Below are 13,003 nucleotides of genomic sequence, written 5' to 3' on the forward strand. Positions count from 1 at the left end.
AAAGAATCAGCCCAGACTCACATCGACGGACTCGATGACCTTCAAGAACGGACAGATCGAGACAGCTTGTGCAAGTACGGCATCGGGATCCTCGACGTCGGGTACCTGGACCTTCAATGAGAATCTGGCGTCGTAGCCGGAACTGTCGGAGTCGGTGAGAACAACCTTGCCTTCGACGGCGACGGAGTCCATGCTTCCTTCGACCGTACCGACGGCGATGCGCAGCGATTGGACGAGGCAGCTGGCCAAGGCTGCGGCCATCAACTGTTCGGGATTGGTGGTTTCTCCTGGCCCGCCGAGCTTTTCGGGCTCGTGGACGTCGAGTGACAGGAATCCGTCGTCGGACGTCACTCCTGCTTCCGTCGCGGTTACCAGGGCGGTGTAGAGCTCAGCGGTCATGTGGTGTGGGTGTCCACAAACATGGTCGTCCAAACCGTGCGGCTCGTACGACTGTTCAGCACCGGCGTCACAGACGTCCGCGTAGAATCCTGCGCCAGTAGGCCTGCGGCAAGGCGTAGCGGTCGAAAAGAAATGCCGACCTACGCGGTTTGAGCGGATCGAGGAAACTCGGAAGTGAGGACGAGACCACGAAATCTCGGTCGAATTCACCCGCGATCAGGGTATGCGAATCGACCGCCACAGGTGCAACGGTGTAACCGTCGTACGAGGCCAACGGCTGCGACCGCCGGGCAGCCGCGATGTTGTCGACGAGAGTCGCAGCTTGCTTGCGGAGGGCGCCTCCCGACGGGTCGGTGCCGGTTGCGGCGATGTCACCGAGGGACCACACGGAGTCGTGGCGAACGTGCCTGAAGGTCATCGGATCGATGTCGACGAGGTGGGCGGGTGTGTCGTCGGCGAGGTCCGCCAGCCAGCTCGGCCCACGAAACCGCGGGACGAGGTGAAGGAAGTCGTAGTCGATGCGGTTCTGGCTACCGCCGCCGTGAACGTGCAGGCGCTGGTGGTCCGCCTCGATTCCGGAAATGCTGGTGTCGAACAGAACTCGCACACCCAGTTCGTCGAGCCTGCGGCGCAGGATGTCGTCCAAGGCAGGAACACCGACCAGATACGAGCGGTCGACGACGAGTGTGATGTCGATCCTCGGCAGGCGGCCGTCTCGTTGCCACTGCGACGCGGCAAGAAACAGCGGCTTCAGTGTGGTGCCGCTGCAACTGACCGGTGGTCGTGGCAGCGTGAACACAGCGTGCCCGGGCAGAGCAATCGAGTCGACGAGAGCAGCGGTCTTCTCCGCGCGGTCGAGATAGTTGCTGGCGACAGCGGGAGTCTCGAGGGCGTCGAACACGTTGGGAAACTCATCCAGATCCGGCACGAGACCAGCCGCGATGATCAGGTCGGTGTACTTGTACTCGCGGCCCGAACCGGCGCGCACCGTTCTGGACTCCGCATCGATCGAGACCACCGAGTCCTCGATCCACCTGCACCCGTCGGGAGTTACCGACCGCTGCGTCTTCTGCGCAACGGCCAGGCGAGCCTGGCCTGATCCGACGTAGGACAGCATCGGCCGGTACGTGTGCACTTGTTGTGGCTCGATGATGGCAACGCTGTCGGTCACGTGTTCTCGCAGCAGACGAGCGGCGGTGCTGACGCCGGCGTTGCCGCCTCCGATGATCAGAACATCGACGGTGTCGGTCACCTCCCGCCCATGTCGAGGCGCAGAAAAGGCAGTGGGTGCGGGAGTACCGTCGAATGTCATTGTGCGAGGCATACCCAGGTAGGTCGCGCGAAAACCAGCGCCGGGGTTGATCACGGGGCTCGCGGGGAATTGGCAACAGATCATGAACATACTGCCCAGCACTCGGAACCTCGGATCCGTCAGGCGACGAGCGTCGGCGACGGTCGCGCGATACAAGGAAATTTCGGCTACACGAGACTCGAGCGCTCTGGCCGCCACACTGACGTTCTACGGCGCCATCGCGGTGGTGCCCTTACTGCTGTTGTCCTTGCGAGCTTGTGCTCTGGTCACGTCGGCGTCGTGGGTCGAAGCGAGAGGCGACGACGTCGCATCGTTGCTACCCGACGCGCTCGGGGCGCGGAGCGTTGTGCTGCAGCTGGTTTCGGCGGGAGCCGAGTTGAGTCTGCTGCACTGTGTACTGGCGATCTTCCCTGCCACGTTCTACGGCGAGGGCCTGCGCCGAGCGCTGACCTCGCGGAGGCGACCTCGCCCCACATCCTTCGACGGTTGGCGAGGCCGGCTTGCCCTGGTACCGGTGGCAGTGGTCGCGCCGCTTCTGCTCCTGGGAGTGCTGGCGTCGGCAGAATGGCTCGCCGATGCGACGACCGGCGGGGGAGTTGCGGCCTTGTTGCTGCGCGTGTGGTTGGGCTTCGTCGTCGTGTGGCTCGTGCTCGGTGTCCTGGTCGCGGGTGCGTACTCGATAGTGGCGGCAGAGGACATTCCGTTTACCGTCGTCTGGTGGTGTGCCGCGGTCACAGCGTCGTTCATCGCAGGCTTCGTTCAGGGCTTCGTTCTGTTTCTGGCGATTCCGGTGTCGCTCGGCGCCCCGTTCGGAGGCCTGACCACTGTGGGAGCCGCGATCGCGATCGGTCTATGGATGTGGGTGCTCCATGTCCTGCTCATCACGGGCTGGACGTTCACCCAGGCGACCGCGCAGGTTGTTGCGCAGGGGCCGCGAGCCGACGATGCACCACCAACAGGAGTTGAACCAGCCCGATGAGCGCCAATCCGGCTCCGACGGCTCCACCTGCCGCGGAAGTCCAGGTCTGCTCCGGGAAGATCATGTTCGCGCCGAGTATCAGCAACACGGTGACAGCGCGAGACGGTCGTTCCCACACGGTGAGCACGCCCGCCTCCGGCATGCCGACTGCGGCCGCTCGGGCGCGAACGGATTCGTGGACGAGCGTGGAGGCTGCCATCGTCGCGATCAGCGGCAGCGGCACACCCACTACGGCGGCGCACGCATAGAAACACAGATCGCTGACGCGATCAGCGGTGGAATCGAGGACCGACCCCCACGCGGATGCGCGGTCGGACATGACGGCCACCGCACCGTCCACGCCGTCCAGCAGGGTCGACGCCAGAATCAGCACCATTGCCGCCAGTACGCCCCAGCGACCGAATGCACTCGCCGCCACCGCGATCGCCGCACACACCAGCGCCAAGACCGTCACGGTCGTCGGGGAGACACGCCGTCGAACGAAGGGGGCAGCGCAGAGGTACATGATCCCGAGCCAGCCGTCGATCAAACGCGAAGACGACGCGTCGAGACCCCCGTGCAGCGTCGACCACTCCGCTCGGTATCGGTCACGATCCATCACGGCAATCACCTGTTCTCGCGTCCCGACGCCTGCGCAAGCCGCGACGGAGGCGAATCACGGCAGGAGAGATGTGCTCCGGGCGCGACCGGCGTCGGCAGGACGAAAATTTCGACTGGAAAATCAAGAGTTGTCGGCTGCACGCTCAACCGAAGACCCTCGCTGCTTCGGGACGGATTCCCCGAACCGGACAACTCAAACGTCAGCCGAGAGCGAGAACGACCCATGGTTCGGGTGGCGCGGATCCTCGAGGTTTGGGTCTTTCGCCAGGCGGCATACCTACCCTATGGCGAACACGACGGCAGTCCGTGCCGGTCACGATATGCAGAAGTTCTTCGACGTGGCGGTCGATCCGGGTGTGTATCGACCGCAAGAGGATTCGTGGCTGCTGGCCGAGGCCCTCACTGCGTCGGGAATTGCCGTGGGTGCTCGGGTCGTGGACATGTGTACCGGCTCGGGGGTGCTCGCGGTTCATGCCGCACGGTCGGGGGCTCGAGGCGTGCACGCGTTCGACATCGATCCCGTCGCAGCGACGTGTGCCCAGAAGAACGCCCGCAATGCCGGGTTGAACGTGGACGTGCGGCTGGGGTCGTTCGACGATGCTCGACGAACAGGGCCGTTCGACGTGGTGGTGTGCAATCCGCCGTACGTACCGTCGGACAACGTGCCCGTCGAGCTCGGCCCGGCCCGGGCCTGGGACGCGGGCCCTACCGGCCGTCTCGTGCTCGATACCTTGTGCAACAACGTATTCGACATGTTGTCCACGGGTGGCACGCTGCTGGCGGTCCAGTCCGAGTTCGCGGATCCGCAGCTCACGGTATCGATGCTCGCGGCGCGAGGTATGTCCGCGGCGATCGTCGATTCGCGCACGATCGGCTACGGTCCGGTCATGTCGTCGCGCGCCGAGTGGCTCGAGAACGTGGGTATCGCGCGCACCGGTCAACGGACGGAACGATTGGTGGTCATCCGTGCCGACAAGCGGTGACCGCGCGCGAACATCGATCCGGGTCGTGGCCAACGGACCGATCATCGTGTCGGGTCCCGTGGACATCGAAACAGATGACGGAACCCACACGACGTCCGACCGGTTCGCGGTCGCGATCTGTACGTGCAAGCGCAGCAAGACCTACCCGCTGTGCGACACGAGCCACCGACGCAAGCAACGGCCCGCATGACTCGAGGCGTCACCGTTGCATCAGTGACGACTCGCCCTTCTGCCACGCACCCATGATGTGGTCGGCGAGGGCATCCTCGACGTAGGACAGAGCGCGCATCCCGAACACCACGTCACGTTCGAGTTCGGGCTCCCGGCGCAGAAGATCCCCGACGACATCATGGCGCAAGACCTGCTCGTGAACCGCGTCGGCTTCGACGTGTTCGGCGTAGAAGGCAACGCACGCTTCGGGAGCCCCGAGCCTGCGCAGACCGTCGACGAACCGTCGGGAACCCGGCGAGGACGTGATCTCCGTTGCGGCCAAGTGGCCCACCGTCGCTCCGCGCAAGCTCCGATGCAGGCCGAACAACGACATCAAGTTCACCCAGACCAGGGTCTGCGCTGGTACACGGTCGAGATAACCCAGATACGACGAGTCGAGATCGGCCGCGTCCATCAGTGCGCTCCACAACTGCTGGTGGACGTGATCGCCGCGGCCACCGCCGTATTCGTCGAACTCGACGGCGACGTACGACGCCTTCGCCTGACCGATCAGCCGAGGTATGGCCCAGGCGTGCGGATCGGCTTCCTTGAGGTGGTAGAGCGACCGATGGGCGAAGTATTCGCGCATGTGGTCCCACGTTCCCTCGTCTCTGAGAAACCAGGACGGACCGCTGCCGCTCCTCGGTTCGATGGACAGAGCGTCCATCTCGGCAACCGCGTCGACGCCGTCCTCGACGGACTCGCGGATGTGCGCCAAGAACGGCTCTTCGATCGATCGCCGGAACGCCAGAATTCCAGGGTCCCACTCGAAGTCGTCGTCGATGGCGTGGAATCCGCGATAGTGAAGTTCGTAGCAGATGGTCAGCGCCAGTTGCGCGTCCCGGCCGACGGGATCGACGTCGAAAACGGTGGCCACCGACGTGGTCGTGCCGGACAGGTAATCGACAACGGACGCGGACACTTCGCCGTCCGGTGTGGGCAAGGTCGGGGATACAGCGGCGTGCGCTGGTGCGCTCATGAGGTTCGTGTACCCGGGCGGCGGCCGATCAATCGCGGCCTACCCGACGTGGGTTCTGGAGTTCCCGGTTCATCGACAGGGAGCGGTGTTACCTTGACGTGATCAGGTCGATGCTGATTCGAGATATTCGCGATCGACGGTCGTGCTGTCGGCGGAGCAGCGTGAGGCAGGTACTCGATCTCCAAGTCGTTCGAAGGAAGGCGTCAAGATGAGAACGTTCACGAAACTCTTCGGTGGTGCAGCAACTCTGGGTCTGGCCGCAGGCATGTCATTTCTCGCTCCCGCCGCCGCTTCGGCTGCTCCCGTCGGGTGTACCACGGCCCCCGGCGGAGCATCGGAAGCCGCGGTGGAAGGCCAGTCGCAATGCGACAGCGTCGCCGACGGAACGAGTGCGGCCGCAGGTTACGGATTCGAGGGCTGGGGCTCGGCGGCGGCGCTCGAACAGGCAGCGGCACTCGCACTCGGTCTGAACGGCGGCACCGCGGTGTCCGACGCCACCGCCGGTGCGGGCCCGGCAGCGATCTCGTTCGGGCCGGACAGTTCGGCCGTGAACGAAGGGGTGGGGCCGGGGTTGTCGATTGCGGTGGCTGGTCCTGGCGGAACCGTCACGCTGACACCGACTGGTGCAGTCTGCACCGGTCTCAGTCTCGCGGGTAGCTTCACCACTCTTCAAGGCTGCATCGGGCGCTAGCCGACTTGTGTGCCGAGAACCGGGTCGGGGATGTCCTGGTTCTCGGCTTCGTCGTGCGCCGTCGGACTCGTAAACGGTCACTGTTGACTGATTAAGCGTCAACCCTTACATTCACCAGTGAGCGAGTGAGGTCACTGTGACTGCATCGGAGTGCGCATGTTTCACGATCCGTGGACCACGAGAATCGAGTCTCTGGACCCGACTACCGATTACGAAGAGATATACCGCCTGCACTACTCCTACGTGTTCCCGTGGGACACGGTTCAGGCCCTCAGCTTTGCGTTGTTCCGCACCTACGCAGTCCCGACCGTCGGAAGCCTGCTGGCCGCGACGGGCGAGTTCACCGAACGTGTACAGCAGCGCTACGACGACACCAATCTGATCCTCGACCAGGTCGTCGAGTCGGGGTTCGCGAGCGTCGACGGCCGCACGGCGATCCGTCGGATGAATAGAATGCACGGTGCGTACTCGACCTCATGTCCACGTTCGCGCCGTACAAGTTCCTGCCGAAGAAGGTCTTTCGGCGAATGGCATACGCGCTGATGGACAAGCCTCTGCTCGACGCCTTCAATTACCCGGGGCCGACGAAGCTCGAACGGTCGGTTGCCGAAGCCATGGTGAAGGCGCGCGCACGTGTGGTCCGGCTCCTCCCTCCGCGTACGACGGCATACCGCGCCCGCGATCAGAAGGCGGTCCGTTCCTATCCCGCTGGGTATCGGATCTCGGAACTCGGGACGTTTCCCACGGGATGTCCGGTGGACCACGGTCCGAGCGAGCCGCACAGACGCTCTCGCCGGTGAGCCTGCAAACAAGAGATTTCGATGGTCGGCCGGTGATCCGGGCCCGTCGATTACGTGCATTTCTAGTGCAGTAGAACGCTTTCCGCGTGTGAGTACCACTGGCTGAGATGGCGATCGGTCGTCGGATCGTGTGGATCGAACGTGTAGGTCATGGCGGTTCCGCGCATGCTTGTCAGGAGGAGTTCCCTCATCTGCTTGTAGCCGGGTCGGGTCGTGCACTCCGGACCGAACAGTGCGTCGGTCCGATCACGGATGACCTGACCCATTCGCTGTTCCACGGGCCGGAGCTCGGCTCGCAGCTCGTCGTTGGTGCGCGCAGCATTCCACAGCTCGTTCGATGCCCAGAAGTAGGGCTGGCTGTAGTTCGACCACATCGCGTCGATAGCTGCCCGAATCCGCGCCTTGAGTTCCTGGGGAATGTCCGAGCTGATGTGCAGACCACGGATGCGCTCGAGCGCCAAGTGGTGGACTGCCGCACTGAGCAACTTCTCGCGCGAGGGAAAGTGATGCAACAATCGGCCGCGAGACACCCCGGCCTGCTGCTGGATCCGCAGGGTCGACGCTCCCGAGTACCCGTGCTCGATCAGCACCGTGACTGCCGCACTCAGGATCTTGCCCTGGGTCTCCCGGCTCCGGTCCTGTTGGCGGCGGCCGGTTCCGGACGGCTCGGCCGGCGGTCGATCCGAGTGAGGCTGATCGATACTGGACACGGCCGACAGTGTAGTGACCACGGCATCTCGCTGAAGTCACCACGCGATGCAGCGCTGGTTCGCTACGTCGGGTCGGCCGGGGCGTCGGAGAGCTCTTCTTCACCCGCCGGGGGCCATGCGCACACGCCGCCCGCGCATGCCTCGGCGGGTTCACCGAGCATGCGGAACGACGTGCCCGAAGCGGCCCCTGGTGCCGGGTCAGACATCGGCCGCGGCGGTGTCGGCTGTGGTTTCTGCGGCTACGGTGCGGAGGACATCAGCGAACGCGCTGGGCTCCTGTGCACCCGACACCCCGTACTTGCCGTTGATCACGAAGAAGGGGACACCGTTGATGCCGAAGGTGCGGGCTTGGTCGATGTCGGAAGCGACGGCATCCGAATACCTGCCCGCCGTCAGAGCGGCTTCGGCGTCCGCCCGGTCGAGTCCGACATCGGCGGCGAGGTCGGCCAAATCGGATATCCGTCCGACGTGCCTGCCCTCGGTGAAGTAGGCCAGGAACAGGCGCTCGGCAAGCTCGAGCTGCCTGTTGTGCGCTTTGGCGTAATGCAGAAGTTCATGCGCCTTGAGCGTCTTGGTGTGTTGCAGCGCGTCGAAGTCGTAGTTCAGCCCGACGGACGCGGCGATATTTTCGACGTGCGCGAGCATCTGCTGGACCTGATCGGCGGGGATGCCCTTGTGCCCCGACAGAAAGTCGACCTCGGAACCGTCGAAGTCCACCGGGGTGTCGGGCGCAAGCTCGAAGCTGTGGTACACGACGTGGACGTTTCCGTCCTGGCCGGATGCCGCGAGGCCTTCCTCGAAGCGGCGCTTGCCAATGAAGCACCACGGGCAGGCGATATCGGACCAGATGTCGACGGTGATCGGAGCCATGAGGAAGAGAACCATCGACTGTTACCGATTGTTCCCGAGTGTCGACTCCGATCGCCGTCGACACGAGTAACCGCCTACGTCATCATGCGGCGTGCTTACCGGAGGCCTTTTCCGCTCGGCGCTCGGCGAACCTCCCGCTTTTCGTCAACACCTTGGAGATCAAGTTCGGCTTGCCGGATCGCCTCTCGATTGCCAGACCCCCGAGCACCAGAATTCGCGCGAGAATCGGCAGCGCGATCGCGACGAACAGGTACCGGTACAAGTACTTTCGAGCCAGAAGTGGAAGCATCGGTCAACGCACCGCGCGTCGAAGCCGCAGAGCCGCAACCACCGCGAGGGCGATGACCGCGCCGACTGCCGCAGCGCCCAGTAGGGACACACCTTGCGCGAGGTCGAAGTTCCAACCGATGAAGTTGATCCGGGTGTGCACCGTGTTCTGGAGCACGAACACGACGAGCGCGATGGCCAGAATCAGGGCGACGATCAGCGCGAGCTTGGAGGTGATTCCTCCGCGGCGGCGTGGTGCGGGGCGTACGGAGGTGGAGTCGGTGGTGGTCATGATGCTTCCTCGGGGCTGAATTGGAACTCGGAGTGTGAAACTTGGCGGTGGCGCGGTTGTCGTGTCGAAGGGTTCGGCCCGCAGGGTCCCGGCGTGTGCGGGGACCCTGGCGGGCCTGAACGGTGGTTACTTGAACGTGTCCTTGATGTTCTCGCCGACCTTCTTCACGCCCGCCGATCCCTGGTCCTTCTTGCCCTCGGCCTCGAGGTCCTTGTTGTTGGTCGCGTCACCCACGACCTCCTTGGCCTTGCCCAATGCGTCTTCTGCTGCGTTCTTGGCCTTGTCGATGAAGCTCATCGGAGCACCTCTTCTGTGTGTGATTGAAATTGCAGATACTCAGTCGGTTTCCAATGAGAAAAGCAAACGTCGTTGTGATCTGAATCACATTTGCCAATCCGGGCGCGACGAACCGCTGGAAGAGGCGCCTGCGGGGTGTTGACAGAGGGATGTGACCTGCTTCATAGTGGTGGCGTTCTCGTTGTTTAGACCGGTCAAATAGTTCGGTCTAGTTGGCATCTCAACGCGCGTACCCGGCGCATCTCGAATCGAAGAAGGAAGACAACACGTGATCACGAATCGTCGCAGCAGGGCCGCATCCACCGCGCGCACCGCACCGACCGCACTTGCCGCATCGATAGCTCTTGCCGTGGTGCTCACTGCGTGCAGCAGCACCGGGGGAGCCCCGGAATCGACCGGCCCGTCTGCAGAGGGCGGGACTGCGGACACGCCCAGGGCCACGATTGCGATGATCACCCACGCGCCTCCGGGCGACACCTTCTGGGATCTGATCCGCAAGGGCGCCGAGGCCGCGGCCGCCAAGGACAACATCGAACTGCGCTACAACGGCGAAGTCGACGCCCCGGGCCAAGCGAATCTCGTTCAGAATGCGGTCGATTCCGGCGTGGACGCGATCGCCGTGACACTGGCCAAGCCGGACGCGATGAAGACCAACGTCGAGTCCGCAATCGACCAGGGGCTACCCGTGGTTGCCTTCAATTCCGGTTACGACAACTGGAAAGACATGGGGCTGCAGGGATACTTCGGGCAGGACGAGCGGATCGCGGGCATCGCCGCGGGCGAACGATTGAAGGCGGACGGCGCGACCAACGCCATCTGCGTGATTCAGGAACAAGGCGCCGTTCAGCTCGAAGCGCGATGCGCAGGCATCGCCGAAGGATTCGGTGGGACGATCGAGAACCTCAACGTCAACGGACAGGACCTGCCGTCCGTGCAATCGACGATCCAAGCGAAACTGCAACAGGATCCGAGCATCGATTCGATCGTCACGCTGGGAGCGCCGATCGCACTGACCGCAGTGGATTCGGTGTCCGCGGCGGGGTCCGGCGCGACTGTCTCCACCTTCGACACCAATGCAGCGTTGGTCGATGCCATCAAGTCCGGCGACGTCCAATGGGCCATCGACCAGCAGCCGTACCTACAGGGTTACCTCGCGATCGATTCGCTGTGGCTGTACCTGAACAACAAGAACACGATCGGCGGAGGCCAGGCGGTGCTGACCGGTCCGTCGTTCATCGACAACACCAACATCGACGCCATCGCGGACCTCGCTGCCGCCGGCACCCGGTAGCGGCGCGCTACACGAGGGATGCCGTGAGACCACCGTCGAGAACGTAGTGGCTACTGGTGACCCATGATGCGCGGTCCGACGCCAGGAACGCGGCCACTTCGGCGATGTCTTCCGGAGTGCCGAGTCGGCCCTGCTTGGCGGCAACCAGGTCTCCGAACGGAACCTGTGTTGCCGCCTCGAAATCCGGAACGAGTCGGTCCACCATCGCAGTGTCCGCGAACCCGGGGCACACCGCGTTGACTCGAACGCCGGACGGCCGCATCTCGACAGCCGCGACGCGTGTCAACTGGATCAGTGCAGCTTTCGTGGCGCAGTAGGATCCGAGCAGCGGGCTTCCGCCGATGCCGGCGACCGAGCTTATGTTGACGATGTTCCCTCGAGACTCCACGAGCGGCCCGATTGCGGCTTTCATGGCCAGAAACGGCCCGCGCACGTTGACGGCGTAGATCTTGTCGAAGCTCTCGGTCGACTGCTGAAGAAGCGGTGACGAGATCTCGATACCGGCGTTGTTGACCAGAACGTCGAGACCTCCGAGGATTTCCACGGCCTGCCCGACGGCTGCCTGCACTTGTTCCTCGTCGGTGACGTCGCAGTTGGCGATCCCGGCCGCGCCGATCTCCTCGGCCGCTCGGGCGGCGGCCGCCTCGTCGATGTCGCTGACCACGACTCGGGCTCCGCGTCGCACGAACAGTGCCGAGATGGCCTTTCCGATTCCGGCGCCGGATCCGGTGACGAACACGCGCTTGCCCTCGAGTTCGGTCATGGTGTGTTTCCTTTCGTGTTCGAGTGGAGTTGCATCGTGGTGCGTACTTCGGTCTTGAGGATCTTCCCCACCTTGGAGCGGGGGAGGTCGTCCCAGATCTCTATCTGTTTGGGGGCTTTCATGCTTCCGATGCGCTTCTTCACGAAAGCGATCAGTTCGGTCTCGGATGCCTGTCGATCCGGTCTCAGCTGCACAGCGGCCGAGACACGTTCTCCCCACTTGTCGTCGGGCAACCCCACAACGGCGCTTTCCTTCACCGCTGGATGTGCGAGAAGTGCCTGCTCGACCTCGGCGGAGTACACGTTGAAACCGCCGGAGATGATCATGTCCTTCGCTCGATCGACGATGTACAGAAAGTTGTCGTCGTCGAGGTACCCGATATCGCCCGTGTGGTGCCAGCCGAACGCACCGACTTCTGCTGTCGCGTCGGGATTCTCGTGATAGCCCGCCATCACCAGTGGACCCCGGACGACGATTTCACCTCGCTCGCCCGGCCCGAGCAGGAGCCCGGCTTCGCTCATGATCGCGACCGTGGTGAGCGGCGTCGGCCGGCCGGCCGACGCGAGCCGCTCGGTGGCGATCGAACCGTCGTCTCGGAAATGGTCGGCCGGCGCGAGCGTGGCAATCATGTTGGGTGCCTCCGTCTGCCCGAACAACTGCCCGAGGACGGGGCCGATGCGTCGCAGTGCTTCCTCGAGCCGGGTCGGCGACATCGGTGCGGCGCCGTACCAGAGGCACCGCAACGACGACAGGTCCGTCGAATCCAGTGCTGGGTGGTCGAGCAATCCGTACACGACGGTGGGAGGTAGGAAGGCGTGCGTGATGCCATGCTCGTCGACAAGCTCCAGGAACCGGCCGACGTCGGGCGCGGGCATGATCACCACGTGTCCGCCCAGGCTCAGGATGGGAAAAGTCAGTACCCCGGCAGAGTGTGTCAGCGGCGCCAGCGCGAGGTACTGCGGCCGCTCGCCGAACGGGTAACTCATCAGAGCCGTGGCCGTGGAGACCATCATGTTCTCCTCGGTGAGGCGAACGCCCTTCGGCCTGCCGGTAGTTCCGCCCGTACCGGCGATCATGCACAGACCGTCGGCGGGGCGACGGCTGGTGTCGGGTTCGGCCACGTGATCGGCGAGCCATCGGTCGTACGCAAGTGCACCCGGAACATCGCCGTCGAGGCACACCAGCCACTCGAGAAGGGGGAGCCGGTCACGGATCTCGGTCACCAGTTCCGCGAACGCCTTCTGAAAAAAGAGAAACCTGCACCCGAACAGATCGAAGAGTTGGCGGTTCTCGTCGGCCTCGTTCCGCGGGTTCACCGGGCACCACACCGCCCCGGCACGGGAGATACCGAACACGCACGTCAACGCACGCGGATCGTTGGCCGACAGCACGGCAACGCGGTCGCCGGTCTCGATACCTGCACGCTGAAGCGCCCCCGCGATGGCCACGGTGTCGTCGTGGACGTCGCCGTAGCTTCGCGTGTACTCACCCATCGTCATACACGGTGCATCACGGCCGAGGGACATCCCTTTGTCGAGATAGTCGGACAATCGCATCGTC

General features: G+C 64.0%; 17 protein-coding genes and 1 pseudogene. 6 read left to right on the top strand and 12 right to left on the bottom strand.

The genetic code is table 11. From position 1 onward, the window contains the following. Positions 1 to 6: 6 nt before the first annotated feature. Both CH292_RS17960 and CH292_RS17965 read right to left on the bottom strand, forming a co-directional pair. Positions 7 to 399 carry an OsmC family protein gene (locus tag CH292_RS17960; RefSeq protein WP_037141504.1) on the bottom strand — a complete coding sequence of 131 codons (393 nt, stop codon included), beginning with the start codon at positions 397 to 399 and terminating at the stop codon, positions 7 to 9. 67 nt (positions 400 to 466) lie between these two features. Continuing rightward, positions 467 to 1,651, bottom strand: a complete 1,185-nt coding sequence (locus tag CH292_RS17965) for an NAD(P)/FAD-dependent oxidoreductase (RefSeq protein WP_094655377.1) — start codon at positions 1,649 to 1,651, stop codon at positions 467 to 469. A 142-nt stretch (positions 1,652 to 1,793) separates the two neighbouring features. Between CH292_RS17965 and CH292_RS17970 the strand changes: the two genes are divergently transcribed. Further along, the gene (locus CH292_RS17970; protein WP_094655378.1) at positions 1,794 to 2,690 is read left to right on the top strand and encodes a YhjD/YihY/BrkB family envelope integrity protein; all 897 of its coding nucleotides are present in this window, start codon (positions 1,794 to 1,796) and stop codon (positions 2,688 to 2,690) included. Here the strand turns inward: CH292_RS17970 and CH292_RS17975 are convergent. Next, entirely contained in the window at positions 2,608 to 3,288 is a 681-nt protein-coding gene (locus tag CH292_RS17975) for a CDP-alcohol phosphatidyltransferase family protein (RefSeq protein WP_256978257.1), read from the bottom strand. The genes CH292_RS17970 and CH292_RS17975 overlap by 83 nt on opposite strands. A gap of 286 nt (positions 3,289 to 3,574) precedes the next feature. On the opposite strand from CH292_RS17975, the gene CH292_RS17980 reads away from it, so the two are divergent. Further along, the gene (locus CH292_RS17980) at positions 3,575 to 4,273 is read left to right on the top strand and encodes a HemK2/MTQ2 family protein methyltransferase (RefSeq protein WP_019664856.1); all 699 of its coding nucleotides are present in this window, start codon (positions 3,575 to 3,577) and stop codon (positions 4,271 to 4,273) included. Between the two features lie 25 nt (positions 4,274 to 4,298). Beyond that, on the top strand, positions 4,299 to 4,463 hold the full coding sequence (locus CH292_RS17985; RefSeq protein ID WP_019664855.1) for a CDGSH iron-sulfur domain-containing protein: 165 nt from the start codon (positions 4,299 to 4,301) through the stop codon (positions 4,461 to 4,463). Between the two features lie 9 nt (positions 4,464 to 4,472). On the opposite strand, the gene CH292_RS17990 is transcribed toward CH292_RS17985, so the two are convergent. Next, on the bottom strand, positions 4,473 to 5,462 hold the full coding sequence (locus CH292_RS17990; protein ID WP_094655380.1) for an iron-containing redox enzyme family protein: 990 nt from the start codon (positions 5,460 to 5,462) through the stop codon (positions 4,473 to 4,475). Positions 5,463 to 5,670: 208 nt separating this feature from the next. Here CH292_RS17990 and CH292_RS17995 point away from each other — a divergent pair, with 208 nt between their 5' ends. Then, complete coding sequence (locus CH292_RS17995) at positions 5,671 to 6,153, top strand: DUF6764 family protein (RefSeq protein WP_094655541.1); 483 nt, start codon at positions 5,671 to 5,673, stop codon at positions 6,151 to 6,153. Between the two features lie 156 nt (positions 6,154 to 6,309). Then, positions 6,310 to 6,953 (top strand): annotated as a pseudogene (locus CH292_RS18000) (hypothetical protein). A 62-nt stretch (positions 6,954 to 7,015) separates the two neighbouring features. On the opposite strand, the gene CH292_RS18005 reads toward CH292_RS18000, so the two are convergent. From CH292_RS18005 to CH292_RS18025, 6 genes are all read right to left on the bottom strand, one after another. Next, on the bottom strand, positions 7,016 to 7,663 hold the full coding sequence (locus CH292_RS18005) for a TetR/AcrR family transcriptional regulator (protein WP_019664852.1): 648 nt from the start codon (positions 7,661 to 7,663) through the stop codon (positions 7,016 to 7,018). 62 nt (positions 7,664 to 7,725) lie between these two features. Next, positions 7,726 to 7,869: a hypothetical protein gene (locus tag CH292_RS28935; RefSeq protein WP_179277994.1), complete on the bottom strand. Its 144-nt coding sequence runs from the start codon at positions 7,867 to 7,869 to the stop codon at positions 7,726 to 7,728. After that, a complete protein-coding gene (locus tag CH292_RS18010) occupies positions 7,862 to 8,548 on the bottom strand; it encodes a DsbA family protein (protein ID WP_019664851.1) in 687 nt (228 codons plus the stop codon). The genes CH292_RS28935 and CH292_RS18010 overlap by 8 nt, the downstream gene beginning before the upstream one ends. 67 nt (positions 8,549 to 8,615) lie before the next feature. Further along, positions 8,616 to 8,822, bottom strand: coding sequence for a hypothetical protein (locus CH292_RS18015; protein ID WP_020111744.1), 207 nt, complete (start codon positions 8,820 to 8,822; stop codon positions 8,616 to 8,618). A 3-nt stretch (positions 8,823 to 8,825) separates the two neighbouring features. Continuing rightward, on the bottom strand, positions 8,826 to 9,092 hold the full coding sequence (locus tag CH292_RS18020) for a lipopolysaccharide assembly protein LapA domain-containing protein (RefSeq protein ID WP_019664849.1): 267 nt from the start codon (positions 9,090 to 9,092) through the stop codon (positions 8,826 to 8,828). Positions 9,093 to 9,218: 126 nt separating this feature from the next. Continuing rightward, entirely contained in the window at positions 9,219 to 9,389 is a 171-nt protein-coding gene (locus CH292_RS18025) for a CsbD family protein (RefSeq protein WP_019664848.1), read from the bottom strand. 268 nt (positions 9,390 to 9,657) lie between these two features. On the opposite strand from CH292_RS18025, the gene CH292_RS18030 reads away from it, so the two are divergent. Then, positions 9,658 to 10,680: a substrate-binding domain-containing protein gene (locus CH292_RS18030; protein ID WP_020111743.1), complete on the top strand. Its 1,023-nt coding sequence runs from the start codon at positions 9,658 to 9,660 to the stop codon at positions 10,678 to 10,680. 7 nt (positions 10,681 to 10,687) lie between these two features. Here the strand turns inward: CH292_RS18030 and CH292_RS18035 are convergent, their stop codons facing one another. Both CH292_RS18035 and CH292_RS18040 read right to left on the bottom strand, forming a co-directional pair. Then, positions 10,688 to 11,443 carry an SDR family NAD(P)-dependent oxidoreductase gene (locus CH292_RS18035; RefSeq protein ID WP_094655381.1) on the bottom strand — a complete coding sequence of 252 codons (756 nt, stop codon included), beginning with the start codon at positions 11,441 to 11,443 and terminating at the stop codon, positions 10,688 to 10,690. Beyond that, positions 11,440 to 12,999 carry an AMP-binding protein gene (locus CH292_RS18040; protein ID WP_020111741.1) on the bottom strand — a complete coding sequence of 520 codons (1,560 nt, stop codon included), beginning with the start codon at positions 12,997 to 12,999 and terminating at the stop codon, positions 11,440 to 11,442. Before CH292_RS18040 ends, CH292_RS18035 begins: the two co-directional genes overlap by 4 nt. Between the last annotated feature and the right edge of the window lie 4 nt (positions 13,000 to 13,003).

The organism is Rhodococcus sp. 14-2470-1a, assembly GCF_002259425.1.
GTDB classification, from domain to species: Bacteria; Actinomycetota; Actinomycetes; order Mycobacteriales; family Mycobacteriaceae; genus Rhodococcoides; species Rhodococcoides fascians_E.